This window comes from Vibrio sp. HA2012 (assembly GCF_002812955.1).
GTDB lineage: Bacteria > Pseudomonadota > Gammaproteobacteria > Enterobacterales > Vibrionaceae > Vibrio.
Window position 1 is genome coordinate 214,912 of record NZ_PFXK01000004.1, and the last position, 21,445, is coordinate 236,356.

General features: G+C 39.3%; 17 protein-coding genes, 1 other RNA gene and 2 pseudogenes. 12 read left to right on the plus strand and 8 right to left on the minus strand.

Annotated elements, in window-relative coordinates; all coding sequences use genetic code 11:
* Positions 1–127 precede the first annotated feature (127 nt).
* Positions 128–1,057, plus strand: a complete 930-nt coding sequence (locus CSW98_RS09585) for a LysR family transcriptional regulator (RefSeq protein ID WP_100800264.1) — start codon at positions 128–130, stop codon at positions 1,055–1,057.
* 20 nt (positions 1,058–1,077) lie between these two features.
* Positions 1,078–2,010, plus strand: a complete 933-nt coding sequence (locus CSW98_RS09590) for an FAD:protein FMN transferase (protein ID WP_100800265.1) — start codon at positions 1,078–1,080, stop codon at positions 2,008–2,010.
* A gap of 92 nt (positions 2,011–2,102) precedes the next feature.
* On the opposite strand, the gene CSW98_RS09595 is transcribed toward CSW98_RS09590, so the two are convergent.
* Positions 2,103–2,984: a LysR family transcriptional regulator gene (locus tag CSW98_RS09595; RefSeq protein ID WP_100800266.1), complete on the minus strand. Its 882-nt coding sequence runs from the start codon at positions 2,982–2,984 to the stop codon at positions 2,103–2,105.
* 139 nt (positions 2,985–3,123) lie between these two features.
* On the opposite strand from CSW98_RS09595, the gene ygiD reads away from it, so the two are divergent.
* Entirely contained in the window at positions 3,124–3,945 is an 822-nt protein-coding gene (gene ygiD / locus CSW98_RS09600; RefSeq protein ID WP_100800267.1) for a 4,5-DOPA-extradiol-dioxygenase, read from the plus strand.
* 679 nt (positions 3,946–4,624) lie between these two features.
* Here the strand turns inward: ygiD and CSW98_RS09605 are convergent.
* Positions 4,625–5,740: a ParB N-terminal domain-containing protein gene (locus CSW98_RS09605; protein ID WP_232733505.1), complete on the minus strand. Its 1,116-nt coding sequence runs from the start codon at positions 5,738–5,740 to the stop codon at positions 4,625–4,627.
* Positions 5,741–5,915: 175 nt separating this feature from the next.
* Here CSW98_RS09605 and CSW98_RS09610 point away from each other — a divergent pair, with 175 nt between their 5' ends.
* From CSW98_RS09610 to CSW98_RS09655, 9 genes and pseudogenes are all read left to right on the plus strand, one after another.
* Positions 5,916–7,160 (plus strand): ParB N-terminal domain-containing protein, encoded by a 1,245-nt coding sequence (locus CSW98_RS09610; protein WP_100800269.1) that lies wholly within the window; start codon positions 5,916–5,918, stop codon positions 7,158–7,160.
* A gap of 255 nt (positions 7,161–7,415) precedes the next feature.
* A pseudogene (locus CSW98_RS17740) lies at positions 7,416–7,541 on the plus strand (type I restriction-modification system subunit M N-terminal domain-containing protein); the annotation flags it as partial.
* A gap of 1 nt (position 7,542) precedes the next feature.
* Positions 7,543–7,701 (plus strand): annotated as a pseudogene (locus CSW98_RS09620) (YgjP-like metallopeptidase domain-containing protein); the annotation flags it as partial.
* Positions 7,702–7,804: 103 nt separating this feature from the next.
* The gene (locus CSW98_RS09625; protein WP_100800271.1) at positions 7,805–8,635 is read left to right on the plus strand and encodes an abortive infection family protein; all 831 of its coding nucleotides are present in this window, start codon (positions 7,805–7,807) and stop codon (positions 8,633–8,635) included.
* Positions 8,636–8,674: 39 nt separating this feature from the next.
* On the plus strand, positions 8,675–10,270 hold the full coding sequence (locus CSW98_RS09630; RefSeq protein WP_100800272.1) for a caspase family protein: 1,596 nt from the start codon (positions 8,675–8,677) through the stop codon (positions 10,268–10,270).
* A 391-nt stretch (positions 10,271–10,661) separates the two neighbouring features.
* Positions 10,662–11,027 carry a hypothetical protein gene (locus CSW98_RS09635; protein WP_100800273.1) on the plus strand — a complete coding sequence of 122 codons (366 nt, stop codon included), beginning with the start codon at positions 10,662–10,664 and terminating at the stop codon, positions 11,025–11,027.
* Positions 11,027–12,145: a hypothetical protein gene (locus tag CSW98_RS09640; RefSeq protein ID WP_100800274.1), complete on the plus strand. Its 1,119-nt coding sequence runs from the start codon at positions 11,027–11,029 to the stop codon at positions 12,143–12,145. The genes CSW98_RS09635 and CSW98_RS09640 overlap by 1 nt, the downstream gene beginning before the upstream one ends.
* 311 nt (positions 12,146–12,456) lie before the next feature.
* A complete protein-coding gene (locus CSW98_RS09650) occupies positions 12,457–14,613 on the plus strand; it encodes an AAA family ATPase (protein ID WP_100800275.1) in 2,157 nt (718 codons plus the stop codon).
* Positions 14,614–15,080: 467 nt separating this feature from the next.
* Complete coding sequence (locus CSW98_RS09655; protein WP_100800276.1) at positions 15,081–15,524, plus strand: N-acetyltransferase; 444 nt, start codon at positions 15,081–15,083, stop codon at positions 15,522–15,524.
* 205 nt (positions 15,525–15,729) lie between these two features.
* On the opposite strand, the gene CSW98_RS09660 is transcribed toward CSW98_RS09655, so the two are convergent.
* From CSW98_RS09660 to smpB, 6 genes are all read right to left on the minus strand, one after another.
* Positions 15,730–17,340 (minus strand): hypothetical protein, encoded by a 1,611-nt coding sequence (locus CSW98_RS09660; protein ID WP_157810380.1) that lies wholly within the window; start codon positions 17,338–17,340, stop codon positions 15,730–15,732.
* A 213-nt stretch (positions 17,341–17,553) separates the two neighbouring features.
* Positions 17,554–18,357 (minus strand): hypothetical protein, encoded by an 804-nt coding sequence (locus tag CSW98_RS09670; protein WP_100800279.1) that lies wholly within the window; start codon positions 18,355–18,357, stop codon positions 17,554–17,556.
* A 2-nt stretch (positions 18,358–18,359) separates the two neighbouring features.
* Positions 18,360–18,653: a helix-turn-helix transcriptional regulator gene (locus CSW98_RS09675; RefSeq protein ID WP_100800280.1), complete on the minus strand. Its 294-nt coding sequence runs from the start codon at positions 18,651–18,653 to the stop codon at positions 18,360–18,362.
* A 395-nt stretch (positions 18,654–19,048) separates the two neighbouring features.
* Entirely contained in the window at positions 19,049–20,269 is a 1,221-nt protein-coding gene (locus CSW98_RS09680; RefSeq protein ID WP_100800281.1) for an integrase domain-containing protein, read from the minus strand.
* A 185-nt stretch (positions 20,270–20,454) separates the two neighbouring features.
* Positions 20,455–20,821, minus strand: a transfer-messenger RNA (tmRNA) gene (gene ssrA / locus CSW98_RS09685).
* 68 nt (positions 20,822–20,889) lie between these two features.
* The gene (gene smpB / locus CSW98_RS09690) at positions 20,890–21,375 is read right to left on the minus strand and encodes an SsrA-binding protein SmpB (RefSeq protein WP_100800282.1); all 486 of its coding nucleotides are present in this window, start codon (positions 21,373–21,375) and stop codon (positions 20,890–20,892) included.
* Positions 21,376–21,445: the final 70 nt, after the last annotated feature.

Genomic DNA, 21,445 nt, shown 5'->3' on the forward strand with positions numbered 1-21,445 from the left:
AATAACCATAATCAGTTTCTGGGTATTGTTTTAACACAGTATGAAATCACTATCTAATAGCTAGTTATTAACACTTGATAAGTGATTTGTTATAGTGGAGGAGCTGGTAAACAGGGAATAAAGGGACATGTCAAAACATCACAATCAAAATACCTTATCTTTTATTAATGCTCTGCTAAAGTTCAGTAATTACAGTAAGGCTGCTGAATCCCTCTATATTTCCCAACCTTATCTGACACAGGTCATCAAACGCATTGAAAAAGAGCTAAATTGTCAAATCATTAACCGCAGTGAACTACCTTACCGCTTAACTGAGCAGGGCAAGGTTTACTATGATTATCTTGGCTCCCTTGAGACGGTTTACTCCAACATGCGCAGGCAAATTACTGCGATAACTGAGATGGATAAGCAGACAATAAAAATCGGTATGTTAGCCAGTATCGGAACCTACCTGATTCCGCTGTTTTTGCCCAAATTTCTGGCTCTCCATCCCGAATGTCAAATAGAGTTAGTGGAAGATATACCGGAAAATAATGAGAAGCGGCTTTTAAAGGGGGAGGTGGACTTTTTGATTGGGCAGAACTCAAGTAATCTTGCTCCTGATCTTCTTGCCGTTTCCTGGGGAAGACACAGTTATTATGCTGTCATACCCAGCTCTTGTGAGCTTTATCAAAAAGATATCGCCACAATTGAACAGGGGAGTATTGCCATTGACGTGTTATTGTGCCAAAAGCTTGTGTTAACTTCTAAGGGGTCGGCCATTAGAGCACAACTGGATCATTTATTGGGCATTTATAAAATAAAGCCGGATATTGTTTTAGAAAGTAGTGAAATAGCTACAGTAAAACATCTCGCTATGGCTGGTGTCGGACTTACTTTTGTCCCGGAGAGTTTGGCAATAGCACCTTGTCCTGCAAAGTACAATATCTATGCTCTGCCTATTGACCAATTAAACTTAGATTACTTCATAGCCCACCACGATAATCGGGAACTCTCTGCTTTGGATAGAGATCTGCTTGATTCATTCCTGCGTTATAAAGATACAGTTCACGACTGATGATATATAAAGGAAAATCCATGACCGGTGGTAATAAGGTAATAGATCTGATGGGAACCAAGATTCGCCTTTATTTTAAAGGGGATCAGGCTGAGAGGTGGCTTACAGAGGCCTGTACAATGTTGAGGCATTATGAGCAAGTCTTTAGTGCTAACAGTGAACAGTCACCATTGTCTGCTTTGAAAACAACGGCAGCGAGTTGCCCTGTAGCGGTCGACCGTGATTTGTATGAATTAATCAAAATAGGGATAGAGCATAGTCTTGAACCCCATAGTTTTCTAAACATTGCCATTGGTCCTTTGATTAAGCTTTGGCGTATCGGTTTTAAAGAAGCAAGGGTTCCTAGCCAAGAAGAGATCCGACAGGTTTTGGATAGCTTAGATCCTGCCAATATTGTCCTGGATGATGATCGGCGATCGGTATTTTTTTCCCAAGAGGGGCTTGAGATCGATCTGGGTGCCATTGCTAAGGGGTATTTCAGCGATAAGATCATGGACTTCTTCAAGCAAAAACAGCCTGTTTCTGCCATGATTGATATCGGCGGCAACTTGCTTGTTTATGGAGAATCACCTAAACAAAACCTGGACTGGGAGGTTGGTATACAGAATCCTTTCCTGCCAAGAGGCCACTGTGTTGCCAAGGTAAAGATAAGAAATCAGTCAGTAGTAACCTCTGGTATCTATGAACGGACTTTTGAGTTCAACGGAAATAAGTATCACCATATTTTCGATAGTCACACTGGCTATCCGGTCGATAACAATGTGGCCTCACTGACTATTATTGCTGATAAATCATTGGATTGTGATATCTACACCACTAAACTATTTGGGTTAGATCCCAAACGTATTTTGCAAACGGTCAATAGTCTTGATGGTATGGAAGCCATTGTTATTACCGTTGATGGACAATTAGCCATCACTGCCAACCTCAGGGATAATATTACGATAGCTTAGATAGAATAGACCTCTTTAAGGTTACGAGAACAGAAGTAAGATAAGCCTCTTGGAGGCGGTATATATTAGCCAGGTTACTTCTGTGTAGTACATCATTTGAAATATTCCACAGCAAAGTCAATCAGAGTCCGAACCTTGCGTGGCATTACATGACCACTCAGATATACTGCACTGACGGGATGTGTTGGCGTGTTATAATTAGTGAGTAATTGAATTAGTCGTCCCTCGTTGATATCTTCCTGTAAAACAAAATCTGGACACAGTGCTATTCCTCGTCCGTCTATAGCCCAGTCCCGGGCAATTTTTCCGCTGTTTACCATAAAGTTACGAGAGGGTGTAAATGACAACTGGTTCTGTTCATTGAAAAAGATCCACTTCCCGTAATCTCTGCGGTTGGTATCGACAATGCAGATATGATTGCTAAGTTCTTCCGGTGTTGCTGGTGTGCCTTTGGCAACCAAATAATCGGGAGACGCGACCAGAAAACTTGTAATTTCTCCGAGCTTACGGGCTTTTAGAGTAGCAATATCCGGAAGCCCAATTCGAAATGCCAGGTCGAATCCATCGGTAGCGAGGTCAACATAAGAATCCGTAAGACGTAGATCGATTGATAGCCCTGGATGGAGTTCAGAGAAACGATTGAGTAAGCGGGTAATATAGATCTCACCAAAGGTGACGGGCGCAGAGATGCGAAGTAAGCCCGTTAATCCTTTTGATTCCTCAGACACGGTATCCAGCATATCATCGAATTCGTCCAGAAGTGTTGATGCACGAGAGAGCAGCTCTTGTCCTGTTGGCGTTAAGCCGACCTTACGGGTGGTTCTTTGTAATAACCTTGTCCCGATACGTTTTTCCAACTGAGCAACGTATTTTGACGTTAAACGATTTGAGATACCAAGACGTTCAGCGGCTTCAGTAAAAGAACCTGTTTGCGCTGTGGCAACAAAAGCTTTTAACCCATCGATTATATCCATCGTGTTCTTCTGTTATTTAGAACATTTTGAGGATTGTTATTCTACATCATCTCCATTGTGTTGAAAAACTTATACGTCATACTTTTTCATATCAAGCGGATGGCCTGAGAACAGGCAACTGAATAACCGGAGAAAGAAGATGAATGTTAAAACTGTACTGCAACAGCTAAAGAACCGCCTTAAAGCTTCACCCAGAATGCCGGTGGTATTTCTGGGTCATGGTTCACCAATGAATATTATCGAGGATTCCTCATATAAACGCAGCTGGCATGAGCTTGGACGATCTCTGCCGCGTCCGCAGGCTATTGTGGTGATTTCAGCACACTGGATGACCAGAGGAACCACATTGGTTGATACCTCTTTGGTGCCCAGAACGATCTATGATTTTTATGGTTTCCCGGATGAACTCTACACGGAGCAATATCCCGCAAAGGGACATCCGAAGTTGGCAGGCGAAGTTGCGACGTTACTTTCTGATTTTCGGGTGCAAAAAGATGATAGTTGGGGTTTAGACCATGGTGCCTGGGCTATATTAAAAGCAATGTATCCAGACGCGGATGTGCCTGTCTTTCAGTTATCGGTAGATATTACCAGAGATATGGGCTGGCACTTTGAGATAGGCAAGGCTCTGGCAGAGCTGAGAGACCGGGGTGTGCTTATACTTGGGTCTGGCAATGTGGTTCACAATCTCCATGCTCTGCGGTTTAATGGTGAGCCACACAGCTGGGCTATTGAGTTTGATGATTTTTTTGCCAGGACACTCAATGAACGCAATTTTACTGCCCTGACTGATATCCGCTCAATGGGAAATCTGATGACAATGGCCAACCCGACATTTGAGCACTATGTCCCGGCATTAACCATTGCTGGAGCGTCTGATGGCAGAGATGAACTTATTACTACCGTTGAGGGGATAGATCTTGGTGCTGTTTCTATGCGCTCATTTGTATTTCATGGGTGATATCGTGAAGTATTTTTTAGTTTTTTGTCATCCAGTACTTCGTAGCAGAGGCATGCTTAAATCGAACTGAACGACTGTTATCACAGAACGATTTTTTTAGACTTCTTATATCTGTTCGTTTAGACGCATTGTTAACGAAGAATAGCCCCGCAATGTGCGGAACTATTCTTGAGGGTTTTCGTGTGAGAAGAGTTGGCTTGTCTAGGCATAGTTAGGAACCAGGTTTTAGGAACACAAAACAAAGGTTCCTACATTGGTTCCAAAAGTCAAATATGTTACTGGACACTAATAGAAGCTAACTTGTTGATATTTCGTTGTGATGGGCACAAAAAAAGACGTCCTTGGACGTCTTTAGATGTTGAATTGGTGGGCTGGGGGGAGTTGAATTAATGTCTCATTCCAATGAAATTCAATAAGTTAAAATGAAAGCTCGAATTTGGTGTTACATTGAATGTTACATTAAAATCCTACTTCAAAAGGAACTGAACCCGCGCCCAGGTATATCTATTGGTTATTTTAATGCTTTATATATATAGCAAAATAATCTAAAGGTCGTATTTTGATTCTTTACTCAGCTTGTTCTTACTGTAGCAGATACATTCTGGTTTGTGGGTATTGATTCATAACAACCAGCCAGATTTCGTTACTTCGTGATTTCAAAAATCTAGTTTAGCTACGACTAACTCACCAAAACGGAAATAAAATACTCAGCTACTTGATCTCTTAGAGTTCGGCCTCCGCCAGTTGCATTTATCCAGAACTTATTACTCGCGTCCTTTTTGAATGCTTTACAGTTTTTCCAATGGGAAGCCGTTTTACTGTAGTCGAGTTCTCCTAAAGTTTTACCTGCGGAAAATAGTTCAGACTCGGTGGTGAGGTTAGCATTATTTATTAAGTAATATGCAACAACTCCCAATGCTTGCCAGATTTGCATAGAGCGATGAAACCCACTGGTATCTTGTTTAAATTTATTTTCTAAGCATGAGAGCCAGCCTCGCATGAGGGGAATTACTGTTTCTAAAGCCTCATCTACCATTTGAGCTGAAATAAGAGTTTTATTTGGTAAATGAGTAGGCAATTGTTTTTCAACTCTAGCTCCTTTGCCTCCTAAACTAGCAAGTAAAATATGTATTAACGTACTTTTTGTGGTAACAAAACTATCTGACTTGGTGAGTTTATTGAGTTCAGAAACTCCACCGATAGTATCGAGTTTAAGGGCTAGGGCTAGTTTTTCTGCACTAAGGCTAAGTGGTGATTCTTGATTGTGCGTTGCGATGTATGGTGAGTACACATTGGTATCTATAGAGTTAATATCAAAAAATAATTTTGACATTACCTTTTCATTAATATGCCTATCATGTCCGTAGTAAATACTAAGTCGAACGTCAATCTCTGCTAGTTTTTGTTTTTGGAGATCGGAAAGTCTACTTTTGTGAGCTTTCTTTCCTGTGAATGGGTCAACTTGATCTAAAAGGTTGCAAAGAGCACTTATTGGTAAAAAACCTTCAATAATCGCTGATGTATTTTGATCATAATGTAGAGTTGTCAGTTTGTTATGTGCTACTTCGTCACGAGTATTTCCAAAAACAAATACGGTAATTTTAGGGCTATCGAATGGGGTATTTTCTAAAACACTTTTTAGGAAATAGTTCTCAATTTTACTAAGTCTCTCTTTGTTTACAGAGCGTTCGTAATTTGCCGCAAATCGATCTAGCAAGAGGTGCTCTTGGGGAAGAGTGGTTAGTAGCTCCTCAACACTTATATAGCTTTGGAGTAACGATAAACCACCAAGCACGTTGTTACTCTGAATCCCACTTCGTATCAGTTCGTTTATGTTTTTCATTTATTTATATTTTTATTTTTCACATTGTTTTTTGGAAATGATAAAGAAAAAATGGAAAAAAAGCTTGATCGGGGCGTCGCCCCGATCAATGATTAACCCAAAGTAACTAACTAAGTAGGTATATTTGATGGGTAAATTTCTTAATGAAAAGCAACGATCAGGTGCAACGACAAAGCAAGTGTTTGGTTGTGTAACTCATTGTGCATTCAACGGTGTGTATACGATGTCGACAGTAATGACGGTGTCCGATCTTTTACGAGCATGTTCATTTGATCTATTACCAGCATATTTAAAAAGCATATATAAAGAGATTCAGAGAGTTGCTAGCCCTAGCCGAAGGCACAGCTTTGAAGATTATTGCTACCGACATTTGACGGCTTCTACTGATATCAGTGGCCTTATTCCTCCAGTTCTTATCGGATGTATGTCAGAAGTTGAAATTGAGCTTAGTGAAGATCCCAGGCTTAATGATGTATTGGTGATTCAGCCAGATAAAAATTTCATAGTTGATGGTTTAAACAGGCTTTCAACACTCGGAATGGTGTTGGGCGGGTATGATCAGTCACTGATCAAAAAAGTGAAAGAATCTGATGCCAGGTTAAAACGTAGAATTGAATTGTCCAGTTTATTGCAAGAGTTGAGCGTTCAGGTTTTGTTTATCTTTAGGGAAGATAGAGCTTTATCTGAAGATGATTTTGCTCAAATTTTCGCTGATGTAAATGGTCAAGCTACACCTATGAGTACCAATAAACTCATGAAATTGGCCAGAACAGATGATGTGGTGATGTTTGCCCGTGAGATTGGCGCACTTCCAATTGTGAAGTCTCATGGCGGCATGAGCTTCGATGATAATAAGGTGACCCAAAAAAGTGAGTTTATTATCACTTTAAATACAGTTACTCGTTTTATCCTTGGTGCGTTGGGTGGAGAACGTATGCAAGGCAAAGTGCGTGGTGTTCGGGAAATGGCAGACGGAGCTATTCTTTCAGGTAAAAATCTCAACCCAATAAAACATGATTTAATATTGTTTTTTGAAACTTGGATTGATGAGCAAGGTGATTCTTATTCTCAAGACCGTACAGGATTTCAGTTGGTTACTACACTCATTCAGGGTCTAGGGATAGTATTTAATAATCTTTGGGTAACATATGAAAGCCTTGCTCCTGCTGAACGAACCAACCATATATATCAAGCGGCTAAGAAGCTTGGAAAGCTTGATTACTCTCGCGTGGCTACGCATTGGTCTGACTGTAGTTGTTTGAGTTTAAGTGATGATGGGATGTACGTTGTGAATTCTGGTGGTTCTTCGAATCGCAAAGGATTTGCACAACATTTATCAAATAAGATCGGTGTTTCATATCGTCCCAAGTAGTGTGAGGACAAAGGAATGGCTTTTTTAAGCCATTCTTCCTATTTTAATGGCCATTAAAATTGTTTTTAATACTGCAAAATGTGACCACCCAAAGAGTAAAGATTTGTTTTGTCTCTCAATCAACTGATTTGGCCAAAATTTATTTGCATCATTCAACGACTGTATTAGAGAATTGAAATATTCAGTACTGCCGATGGCTGCCGCTTAAGCTATCGCAACTAACCCAATAAAATTAGCAAATAAGAGCTAGGATCTATGCCACATACCCCTATTAACCAAAGTGAAATCAACAAAGCCGTGTGAAACGCCTGCGATACCTTCCGTGGTACGGTCGATCCATCCATCTACAAAGACGTTATTCTGACCATGGTGTTCTTAAAGTAAAGAGTGTATCGACGATGTGATCCTGCACGAACTTTGCCATATCTCTGAGTATAACCACAGCGATAAGTTCTGGCGCTTGCTCACCAGCGTTATGCCTAACTGGCAGGAAGTGAAAAGCCGCTTAGATGGTATGGCTGAGTTGTATTTGAGTGAGTAGTTTTTATGTGGTTTAGCGCTTACACTTTGCTCTTGTGCCTTGAAAAGTAGAGTTTTAAGCCCATTTTATAGTTAAAAAGAGTTGAACTTTAGAGTGTTGAAAGATGAGTCTACCAATAACTGATAGCTGTATCGTTGCCGTTGCAAAGCTAATTGACGATGCACAGTCTGACTGTAAGCGTGAACCGAGCCATTCTGATTTGTCATTTATGATCAATAAATCGGGTTTAAAGAATGTGGATCCTAAAGAAAATGGGCAAAGTGTTGGTAAGGCGAAACGCTTAAAAGAAACTTTGTATTGGGCTTTAGAAAACTCTCCACATCAAGGAAGTGAACTTATTTTACTAGTTTTGTCCCATGTTCGAGCTGTCGGTGGCTTTAGGCAGCAGTCAGCCAACTTCGTGGGGTTAGATAGTATTGAAAACGCTATAAGTGCTTTTGATGTAGAAGGGTTTGAGCTTTCTTTTGATGGTAGTATTCGAGCAAAAGTGCTGGACAATTTATCTGGTAAGCAACTGACAGACGCACTGTTAGCTTATGCCCAAAGAGCTAAAAAAGGTGTCGGAGATCCTGCATTGCTTGCTGGTACAGGAAAAGAGTTACTAGAAGCTACAGCTAAACACGTAATCCATTGTAAGTATGGTGCACATCCTAACAATGCTAACTTCCCGACGCTAATGGGGCAGGCATATTCCGCGCTTCAAATGGCAATCCCAGAGAGTAATGCTACTCCAGTTGCAGATAATCCTGTAGCTGAGTATGAAAAAGCTATGTTCAATATGGCATTAGCTATAAACAGGGTACGTAACAAGGAAGGTACGGGACATGGTCGTATTTCAGTGACCAAGTTAAGTGATACTGAAGGTGAAAATATCATTCAAATGGTTGGTGTTATCGCGGACTTCCTGCTTCATCGACTAAGTCAGGACAGTTAGCAAACGTCTAAGCGATCTGTGAGAAGTATTGGAGTAGAAATGTTAAGAAAAGCACTTGTTATTGGCAACGAAAATTATTTAGATAAACCTTTGTTGACTCCAATAAACGATGCAAATGATATAGCTAGCTTACTTTCAGAGAAGGAATTTGATGTTACTGTTAAACATGATTTAGATATAGAGAATATTGATCGAGAGATTTCTACCTTTTGTAACTCAGTTAAAAATGGCGAATATATCACTTTATTCTATTTTGCTGGACATGGTGTTCAAGTTGATGGGCGGAACTACCTAATACCAGTTGGTCAAGATTTTTATGACGAAACTCAAATTCGCTGGCGTGCTTATCCCTTAGACGAGCTTATTGAACGAATTAGTACTAATAAAAAAAATACCAATATCATTATTCTTGATGCTTGTCGAAATAACCCTTTTGAAGCAAATCGTAGTATCACAAGCTCAGGGTTGGCTGAAATATCGGCTAGTAAGGGAACGTTTATTGCCTATGCAACATCACCTGGAAAAACAGCATCCGATTCTAGTATAGGTGGGCGAAATGGTTTATATACAAGCCACTTACTCGAAGCAATCCGAAAAACAAACCTCCATTTAGATAACGTTTTTAAGTTCGTCCGTGAGAAGGTCTATGCTGAAAGTAATGAACGCCAACTTCCTTGGGTTTCCAATTCATTAATTGGGGACTTTTGCTTTGACACAAAATTCGATATGACGGTATCTCTCCCCGCTGATTTTCGAGATCTAAACGAGTTTGAATTTTCTGAATTAACTACTGAAGAAATAGCGTTTACAAAGTTTATCAATCCAGCCAGAAACTGGGAACAACTTATTGCTTATCTAGAAGTGTTGTGTAAAGAAGGGCACTCAGATAGACCATTTTGTGTCGAATTACTTTCACAATCTGGCCAAGTTAAACCCATGTTATGTATGGGAGGCGGTGGTAATGTTGACTATGGTTATAGTTTAGTATCGTTTGAAGAATATTTGGAACGTTGGTCAGACTATGGCTGTTTTTCAAATGCGTCGGTTTTGGAACTTGCCAAGAAAGCACCTAAAGGCTCTTGTCTGTATTATATCCTTGACCATAGTGAGCGAATAGATGCTAGTAAACTGGTATCATGGCCTTCTGTTTTATGGGAAGTTGAGCATACGGATGTGTCTAACTTAGGTAGCTTCCATGCATCATTAATTAATATGGTCGATGACCCACAGTTAAAATACCCATCAATTCAACAATTACTTAGCCTACTGCACTTCGTACCTGATAGTAAAAGAAATGCTTATGTTAAAATATCCATTGATAATTTTGTGGAAGATATTGATTTTATCAAGAAAGTTAACTCGAGGGATGAATATATATTGACTGGATATTGTAATGTTAGAAAAGAGTTTATTGGTTATGATAGACGATATTGCTGCATACCTGATAAATCAGAATGGTTAACGTATAATGATTTAGTTAATATTCTTACTCATATACCTAAATATCAACTAAAGAACAAATTTCAAATGTATTTAGTTATGGGGTTTGTGTGGCCAGAAAAATCTGAACCAGAATTTGAAGAACACCGTTTTATCTTAGGCCATTTGGATTCTAGGATTAATATCCCAGACTGAAATATACCTAATATATTATTGGGAGTCTATATACTTTTTCTAATCAAAATTACTCTAGCGCTGTAGGTTGATCTAAGAAGGTTTTGTCCATAGACGTGCTGACGGGTATGAAACACGAAAATACCTCATTTCATTTTTCGATCATGCCCAAATTCGTGGAATTCCCCCTTCTTCAGTACACGTATTTTATGAGTTTGGTTGACTATTTTCCTTCAAGTGTCATGATGAATCTTATTAGGACGACATGTTCCACATTTGTATTCATTATCTTAAATTTTGGGCAATTAATCAGGCAATTACTGCCATCATGTCCATATTTTATCTCTGCCAAATGTGGACATTGTCCGTTGAAAAAAGACTGTTATAAATCTCTTCATCTACGGAGGCTTAATTGAATTTTATAAGATATAAGGTAAATCCACAGCACAGAGGGGCTTTACCGATTTCTCAAAAGAGTCAATGGAGAGTAACTGAAGCAGAAGAAACGGATTTGTTTGAAAAAGCAAAAACAAATGAGTGGATTTGTCCTAAAGATTGTTTATGGTCAATTGATGACGATTTCGATGTAATAGGTGTAGATGCAGTCGGCGAATTGTTTGTTGCAAAATTTTGGGGTAACCAAGGTGAATGGCATGGTTTTCCAGTATCAACGAAGAGACAGCTAGACCGTCCACCAACATCTGCTATCAATGATTGGGTAGATAGAAAAATTATACGTAAGCGTATTGGCAATAAAATGGCACAGGGACAATTCTAATGACTAGCAAAGTTAAGATTGAGATCGAAGGGGATTACATCGACTCCTTTATATATTCTGGTGTCCTGTTTCTTGTTAATTCTGACTTAAATCTTAAGGCATACTCTTGGGATAACGTTTTTGAACGTAGTTTGGAAGGTTTAGGTCTTTTCCAGAAGGTTCAACTACAAAACTACTCAAGAGGATCTGCTTCTATATCAGACGAGTTAAGTGGAACATATTCTGTCTCAGAAAAATCGCTCGAGGAATTTGAACTTTGCTCAAAGAATTTGGGTGTTTGGCCATCTGATATTAATATTTACAAAAATCGCTTTTATGTTGCTTCCGAGTGTGGTGTAGATGCATTCGATTTTGATTGGGGTGACGGTAAAGTATCTAAATTCACTCGTCCTACAAGAATTTATGATGAGGTGTCATTTAAGTTAGCAACAAGTTCCTATCATCGTTTAGCAATAGCTGCGGGTAAATCTGGTTTATTGTCTGTTACACCAGAACAAAAGTATGCACGTAGAGAGCATGTAAGCCAGCTAATCGATGTTCCGTGCTCAGACTGTCATTGGCATAGTACTAACTTAGTAGCTAATACCGTTGACGGGCAATTCATTGCTTCTTATCGTCCTATTCCCAAAAAGGTAGATTTTGACGGTACGGATAAAGAATACTGGGAACTGGTGAAAGTTCTAAAAAATACTCGACCTGAAATTAAAGAGCGTAAAGAAATTAATGGTGAAAATATTGTTTCATCTTGGTTTTCAGGCAAAGGGTTGTTTAGTGTTACTGAAGACTTGAAACTTTACTGGAATAACACTGAAAGCCCAACAGAATATGAATTAGTTGAAACAAAATCTGAATTGTCGACTCTTAAATACTTCAAAGCACAATCTTCACCATTTGGAACAGTAATGGAAGTTGGTGACGATCTGAAAATATTTACTGCCGATGGCCAGAATCAGGTTATTGCTGAGGAAGTTGTGAACTGGAGATTGTTTCCTAAATCTAGCTATTATTTGAGTCATCTTCATGTAATTGAAGATGAGGCCTTATCAGTTTCACTATTTGATATGCCTCCTATATCAAGCAAGTTTGGGTATTCTAAATCTGAAGCATCGAGTGACTGATTTATAACAAAGCAATCAAGGTGATGCGTTACATTTGGCGGTTTTGGCACGGAGTTCAGTGTGCTTTGTTAGTTCATTGGGGCACACCTTATTGCAGGCGTTACTAGGTCTTGCGCTAAAACAAAATTGTCCAGATTCGTGCTGAAGGGAGTTCTCTGCTAGCTACACCTAATTAGCTCACCTTATTGCCGAGCCGTGATTTGTCATACTTTTTCTCATTCTAAAAGTGGATATGATATTGGTGGCACTTCAATGGCTGTTTCAAATCAGCATAACTAATAAGTTCAATCTCCAGTTGGTATAGGCAGAATATGATTACACAAATAAACCTTGGTGATGTAGCAAGTTATCGAAACACAACAACTCTCAACACAGATAAAAAAGTAAACATCATTTATGGCTTAAATGGTACTGGAAAAAGTACATTCTCAAACTACTTTTATGCGCCCGATGACCCTAAATACAAAGGCTGTTCTCACACAAACGATGGATGTAAGGTTCTTGTTTATAATCAGAAGTTTATTCGAGATAACTTTTATTCCAAAGATTCTATTAATGGTATTTTTAGCTTATCCAAAGAGAACAAAGAAGCTAAGGAAAAGGTAGAGCAGCTTGGGAAAGATATCGATCAACTGAGTGAAAAAAGCAAGGGCTACCAAGCTGACATTGACAAACAAATTGGTGCTTTGAAGAAAGCGAAAGATACGGCAGAAAAAAAGGCCTGGGAAATAAAGACGAACTACTCTGGTGGTGATCGCGTTCTGAAATTTTGCCTTGAACGGTTAATGGGGAACAAAACCGTTCTGTTCGATCATCTTGTCTCTGTCCCTTTGCCAGCCGTTAAACCAATTAAAACGATTGAACAGCTTAAAGAGGAAGTTGCTGCAATTGATGGTGATAAAGCCACTACTTACACCGTCTTACCTAAGATTTCATTGTCAGAGCTTTTGCCAGAGGAATTAGAACTACTTAAAGAAATAGTGATTGGTAATGAAGATAGCCCAATCGCAAAACTGATTAATCAGTTGAAAAACTCTGATTGGGTTAGTGATGGTTTGCAGTACCTTGATGATATTGAAGATGAAACTTGTCCGTTCTGCCAGTCTAAGACGATTACGCCTGAGTTAATCACACAGATCAAAGACTACTTTGATGAGACGTATGAAGAAAGTAAGCAGAATATAGGCAAAATACTTACCAAATACCAAAAGATAGTTGATTCTCTTACTGATTTAGAAACCTACAAGACATCGCCTTTTTCTATCGAGTTCCTTGCAGAAATGACAGAGTCTTATACGTCAATTGCTGGAACATTAAAATCCAATTTACTCAAAGTTCAGCAAAAAGAGCAAACGCCAAGCCTGAAAGTTGAGTTGGAAGAACTTAGTGAGCAAGTTGCCTCTTTTAATAAACATGTAGATGCTGTTAATGCCAGCATTGGCATTAACAACCAAAAAATTGCTAATTCAACGCAAGAATTGAAACGTATTAAAGACGAGTTTTGGAAAATCGTTCGTTGGGAATACGATCAGACCATCAAAGGGTATGAATCAAGCAAAAAAGACAGTAATGACAAAACAATCAAGTTGAAAGCAGATAAGGAAAATGTCGATACTGAGATAGTTCAACTCGAAGCTGAACGAACCGAGCAACAAAAACAAACAGTTAACATTGACGATTCGATTAAAAATATCAATAAAGGCCTTGTTGATATTGGGATTACTGATTTTCATATTGAGAAGCACGAAAAAGCCCTATATCGACTTGTAAGAACTGGAACAGAGGGACCGATCTTCTTGTCGTTATCGGAGGGTGAAAAGATGATAATTAGCTTTTTGTACTTCCGAGAATTGTTTAAAGGTAAACAAACGGCTGATGAGGCGCACGTTAAAAAAATTGCGGTAATCGACGACCCAGTTTCAAGCTTGTCTCATATCTTTGTTTACAATATCGGGCAGCTAATAAAGAACGATTTCTTCAATGGTGATGGGGTGGAGCAAGTTTTTGTCCTCACGCACAGCCTTTACTTCTTTTATGAGCTTGTTGATTCAAATCACAAACGCAGAAAAGAAAACCAATCTCTGTATCGGCTATCTAAAAATACGAAAGGTACAACTATTGAAACGATGAAGTATGAAGAAGTACAGAATGACTATCAATCATACTGGTCTGTTATTAATGACAAGGATCAACCTGCGGCTTTGATTGCAAACTGTATGAGGAACGTAGTTGAATACTTCTTCAACTTTGTGCAGAAATCAGACTTGAGTAACGTAATGCAAAAACAAGAGCTTCAAGATGTGAAGTATCAGGCTTTCATTCGATATATAAACCGAGAATCACACTCACTTGGTCAGAATATTATTGATTTCAAAGAGTTTGATTATGGGGCGTTTAGAGAAGGTTTAAGGTTACTATTCGAAATCACGGGTTATCCTGAACACTATCAGAAAATGTCTCAGATATAGATACGTTAAATAGTGAGCTGAAGAATCGAAACTAGACAGTGAATTAAGCGATTTTTCAATACATAAAGTAATTTAAGTATTACTAATTTAGTAAGATAACTATCACGAAATTGCCCCTTTCTGCGTTAACGTAATTACTCAGTGGCAGTTCACGCCACTGAAATCGCAGTATTTTTCTCATAGTTGGCAGCTAAAGTGCGGCGCTTGAAAGCTCCCAAAACTGGGCGAAAAGCGTTCTTTAGAGCAAAGTCGGTAGTGTGAATAGCTATTCAAAATCTATTTTAGCAGTGTTACTTCCTAGTTTGTTTTACAACCATTATTGGTATACCATCCATAACTTGAGAGTCCAAGGAAAAGCCAAGTAACCTTGAGCGATAGGTGCTTTCACTAATGTCATTTTTTGGCAGGCGTGTGAGCACTTGGAAATCAATACAGTCTGCCAGTAGTTTTGAATTATCGAGGTTATTATGATTCGACCACTTTGCGCAGAAGACCTAGATACCGCAGTATCAATCTGGTATTCAGCATCAATTAAAGCCCACGACTTCATTCCTGAAGAGTTTTGGTCATCCCAAAAACAAAATATGCGTGACTTATATCTACCTAATTGTACGTCATGGGTTTACGAGAAAGATAACTGTATTCTTGGTTTTATCTCTTATTACGAAGGAGATATGCCTGCAATTTTTGTTGATCCTGCATCTCAATCTCAAGGTGTCGGAACAAAACTGCTAGAGTACTTAAAGCAACGATACAACATGCTTACATTAACCGTCTATGCGGAAAATGAAAAAACTCATCAGTTTTATATTCGTCATGGTTTTACAGATATAGGAAAAACTACATGTGAGCATACTGGGCACGAACAGTATGCTATGATCTGGAAAATGACTGGCAGAAAATCCCACTAGCCTAAATCTAGCTCATGACTGTTCGCTGAAATAGCATGAGCAATAACTCCCAGTTCCGCTCAAATCGACCACCGCCGACAACGGTGGTCGTTGCCGTTTTAGGATACGAAAAGTTATCCGAATCACGGGTTCTAGTTGGTTTACTCTAACGAGCTTCTGTCCATATATGTGTTACCTGCTTTATCCTGCATGCCGAGAGGGTTATCTAGTCCTTCGGCATTGTTGGTTCATTTTTCTCATTTGTCGATCCAATTAGTTCATCTATGAAATCATCATCATTCGCCAGTAACGTAGTTCTGTCTATGACGGAACGAAGAGCCGACGGAATAGGGAACTTGACCGACTCAGCTAACTTTTCCAGAAATTTAACAGCAACTGACCGATTGTTCTTAGCTTTAGCCAAAATGACGATAAATGCATTTTCAATAACTTTTTCCATCAGTGTTAAAGTCTGCATATTTACTTCTGCCAAGTTGCTTTCAGCCTGTGCAAGTTCTTCTTCAACCTTAGCCAATTCAGATATCTTCGTCTCCATTGAATGTTCCATTGAAATGTAACGATACCCAAGTGCTTCAATGTCATCTTTTAGTTCAGACTGTTTTCGTACCAATTTTTGTAGTTCGCCGTTTTGATCTTTTAAGACACTATCTGCACTTTTCAAATCTGATTCAGCCTGCTGCAAGAGCGGAATCAAAACATCTCTTCGTTCCAAAATGCGTGATTCATCAGTTTGTAATTCTGCAACCTTATGATTAAGTGCTTCAATTTGCATGTTATAAAAGTTGAATTCTCTATCGCCTTTTGGCAGCTTTGCTTGCTCATTCATTTTTCTGTATTGATATGATTTTCTCTCTGTTTCATCCGTGAACTCTGCCATTAACCCATGTTGATTCAGTAGCTGTTTGTTAGTGTAATCTAAAAACATTTCTTGAAAATATCGTCCAAACAAACGGCTCTGTTGATGAGTCATCTTACCATCCACTGGTAATTGCTCTTCTGTTCGTCCGTTATCTGATAAATACTTATTGACTACCTCGATTTGTTTTTTGTGCAGAGTGTATTCGTTCGTAAGATTTTTTCGTCCCGAGATAAAATAATGTGTATGTAACCCTGTTTGCTGTTCTTCAAGTCTTTCATCGTCGTGGCCAAAAATCGCTTTTACTTCAAATTCGGGAAAATGTTCCGTCAAAAACTGATGTGTGAACTCAATGTAAATTCTTAGATCGATGACCGTAGAGGTTACTTGCCACTGATGTGGAATTTTGAAAATACCTTCCTGGACATAAACATTATTATTAGAAGGTACTCGGTAAATCAGTCGGTTATGTGCATTAAGATACTTATAAACCATGTTTAGTCGTTGTTGAGGTCTGTTTAATGGTGCGCGTTTCAGTTCATCTAGTACTTCAGAACCAACAAATCTCTTTGTATCGATAACTTTTTTTAATAATTTGACAGCTTCAGTGTGGCCAGCTTTTTCTTCACTGCAAATCGCCTTTTTAATTTTTAAGCGATACTGTCGTTGTTGGTTGAGCAGCTTTGTTTTATCTCTAATTTCGGGTTCAGGAGCGATATCGTAAAGAACTTCCCATCTCTCTTGCGTAGTGTAGTTGTCGAGCGGTGAAATACCGCCTTCGTACCAGATTATATTGTTGTGAGATAATTTTTTATTCCACTCAAACTTTTTTGTTGAATCCGATGAACTTTCAGTGATTAGCCGTAGCGAATGCCTTAGTGATTTTTCACATTTCATGCGATCTGCTGAAACAGATGTATAATTAACTCGACGATGAAAAATATGAATTGCTCTCATCATTTACCTCCTAGGTAAATGATGTTTTGGAGTCCAGAGGCTAACCCTCTGGCCAGCAGCTTCCGTCTCATCTTTTGCGCAGCAAAAGTGTGATGGAAGCGCAGCTGGTTACTAACACGTTCCACATTCGCGAAACATGTTCTTATCGCTTGTCTACAAACTGGATACAAGTCAGAATTCACGGACGAGCATGCGCGATAGCGCATGATTTTTAGATTAAAAAGGATCATCGATATCATCCTCTTGCCCGTAAAATTGCTCGTCCCCATAAACGCTATCAGAAGGGGCTTTTAATGCGTTTAATTCACCTTCTAGTCTGCCATTTCTTGTCAACTGCTCTTCATATGACGAGCGTACTCTTTCAAGAGCTGTACCATTAGAAGCAAGTTCTTGGCGAACTGAATTAAGCTCCGCTTTGCAGAGAGCTAGATCCTGTTTAAGCTGGTGGACTTCTTCAATCTGCTTATTTTTTTCGTCGATCTGCTGTTGCTTTTCTTCGAGGCGAATGTTGAGTTGTTCTAGTTTATGTTCCAGTTTTGAAAACGATTGAATTTGATCTTGTAACTCTTTATTTTTCTGGCGCTGAGATAACAGTTCTTTTTCCAATTCATCCACAGCAGCGTCGATTTCACTTAACTCATGCTGTAGTTGATTTGCTTTCCCTTCAGCTATTTGTGATCGGCTTTTTGCTAGTTCTTGTACTTCGCGATCAAATGTATCCCAGAGTGAATCTAGTTTTTTCTGAAAAGTGTGAAACAGCGACTGTTCCATTTCCACATACCAGCCAGCTTTTGTTCTAGCTACCGCTTTGGGTTTCAAGGCATTTGATATTATTTCAAATGCAATCCGCGCTTTTGCTGATTCACCGCCCGCGATGAGCTTTAGTTGAGTTGCGTTTTGAGGCGGTGAATCTGAGTTAAAGCAATTCCAATATTTTTCAAATGTAGTACCACGTTCGGGATCTGAGCCTTTCTGTATTATGGCTGAGTGATAAACACTTTTTAGTTCCTGTAGATCCATAGTTAGTTTCCTTCCTTATTTGCCGAGTGAGGAAAGAAGGAAAGGAAGGAAGCAGAAAGTTGTTCTCTTTGCTTAAGTAAACTTTCAACTAACATAGATAAATCCTGGTTTAATGCTTTTGCTGCTATGAAGGCGTCGATTTCGTGAGAAAGAAATCCGACTGATCTTGCTCCCAGTGAAATGGATGGTGGGAAAATTCCTTGATTTATATAGCGATGTAGCGTGGCTTTAGAAAAAGGTACTCTTTTTAATACATCATTTTTTCTCTCAATTTTTAAATTTTCAATTTTAGTCATATGTTTCTGCCTTTATGAACCACTGAGCACATTTTGGCTTGTGGTTACTTTTTATTCTGCTTTTAGCATATGAAGGAAATTTGACCATGTCAATGTTGTTTTGTTTTTAACTATTTGTATTATAAAGGGAAATTAATATGTTTTTTTAAAATATTAATTTTTATGGCTTTGATTTTAAGCATGTTTTTGGGTGAAGTATCCCCCGATAAATGCTAGTTGTTAATGAAGTGTAACAAAAAAATAATTCAAAATATTTTTTAGAATATATTTTTAAAAAATATTATTTATGGCGATTTGGTTAAAAAAGATGGTGAATACTGCAATTTTTGAATGATTTTCCTTATGGCTCAATTTTCTAAAGAGCCATAAGGATGGATGATTTACGTGCTGTAATGTTATTTGGCTATTGTGTAGCATCCCTCGGATGAATTGATTACAAATTCGCTCCACCAGGCCATAATTTCGCGACGTTCTTCTAGATATTCAGCATTATTGTAAATTGCACGAATAGCATTTTTATCGACATGAGCTAAAGACAACTCAATGGCATCTCTGTTAAAAGATTGTTCATTGAGAGCCGTGCTGCCAATTGATCTGAGACCATGACTGACCAACTTGCCTGTCATACCAGAGCGCTTGAGTACAGCGTTTACCGATTGGCTATTGATATGCTTATTCTTGTTAATATCGCTCGGGAAAACATATTTTAGGTCTGAAGATATGGGTTTCATAAACTCTAATAGTTGAAGAGCAGCATCACTCAGAGGAATTTTGTGATCCCGCTTCATTTTCATTTTTTCTTTTGGTATTACCCAGAGCCTATTATTTAAATCGATTTCACTCCATTCTGCACCAGCACATTCGCTGGGACGAATTAGTGTATGGAGCTGAAACTCAAACGCACAACGAGTAACTAGCTTGATATTTATTTCAGACATACTTTTCATTAATAAAGGTAATTCATTAGGGCGGATTGTCTTCATATGCTCGACTTTGGGCTTTTTAAATACCTGTCTAATGTTAGTGAGTGGATTTGCTTGAATCTTGCCGCTGTTGACCGCATAGTCCATAATTTCGTTTAAACGCTGGCAAACACGCTTGACAGTTTCTAACACACCTCTTTTCTCTAGCGGTCTCAACTGCGTAATCACTGTAGGGGCGAGAATTTCGCTGATCGGTAATTGGCCTAAGTTTGGAAAAATATGTAGTTCCAACGAACGCCAAATATCTGTTGCATAATCGTCAGTTACAGAATGCTTTTTTACATCAATCCATTCTTTTGCTACAGACAAAAGAGTAGTTTCAATCGCAAGTTGTTCAGCGACTGCTTCATTATCCCTATAAGTTTTTGGATCAATACCTTCAGCTACTTGTTGGCGCATTGAGCGAGCTTTTTCTCGGGCTGAAGCTAACGTGATATCAGGAAATTTTCCCAAGCCAATATTTTTTCTCTTATTAGTGATGGGATGAATGTAGTTGAATATCCATGATCTGGTGCCTTTCGGCGTGACGCGCAGATAAAGTCCGTTGCCGTCGGCAAGGGAAAATTCTTTCTCTTTTGGCTTAGCTTTCGTTTTAATCGTTGTCGGTGTTAATGGTTTGATTGTCTTAGCCATTTCAGTTCTCCTTACCATCGATGTAACATGAAAATAAGCACTAGATGTTCCGTGTTACATTAAATGTTACTTCAATAATGAGCTTTAGTGAAATTTCTTGAGACAAGCTGATACGAGCAAAGCCAGTATTTGCAAGGGGTTAGAACGAAAAACGGGACGTCTTGAGACGTCCCGTTTCATGCGATTGGTGGAGCTGGGGGGATTTGAACCCCCGTCCGAAAACCATTCATCTTTGGTACTACATGCTTAGTCGATCTTTAATTTCACTACCACCTGCGAACCGACACGCGAATGAATAGCTAACCTGAATTAAATCTCACGCTTCATCCCTCAGGTGGGGGAATCCACGCCAGCTTGATTGAGTTTGATCCCTTGGAATTCCCCGTCCTACAAGCGGAGGCTAGGGCAAGAGAGCTCTGAGCAGGTTATTAAGCTGCTAGTGCGTAGTTTTCGTCGTTTGCGACTATTTTTTTGCGGTTTGTTAACGAGGCCTACCGCACCTCGGCATGCACCTTAGACTGCAAAATTCCCGTCGAATCCTAAATCAGCCCCAGGTAAGAGGAAGCATGGTATCAGAAAAACCAGTTCTGTCCAGTCCGACTCCCTCTATATGATTAAGTTTAGCGCAATTTACCTTTCATTATCCGCGCCTTATCTCGCGCCCAGTCTTTTTCTTTCATATCGGTGCGCTTGTCGTGTAGTTTTTTACCTTTGGCTACGCCGATTTTCAGTTTTACCCAGGAACGGGACCAGTACAGCGACAGTGCTGTTAAAGTCATCCCTTCACGGTTGATGCGTCCGAATAGATTGTCCAGCTCTCTGCGGGAGAGCAACAGTTTACGCACGCGTGTCGGATCCGCCACCACATGAGTGCTGGCTTGTTGTAGAGGAGTAATTGTCATGCCGCTGATGAAGGCTTCACCATTACGGAGAAAAACGTAACTCTCGGCGATGTTTGCTTTACCCTGACGGAGAGATTTGACTTCCCATCCCTGCAGCTCAAGACCCGCTTCGATCTCGTCTTCGATGAAATACTCGTGACGGGCTTTCTTATTTAAAGCAATGGTATTGCTGCCCGCTTTGGTTTTTGATTTTTTCTTTGCCATAATGGCGTCATTATACGGATTAGTTTCGTATTGGAAATCCTTATTTTGTTCATCCGTCAGCGTTTTCTGC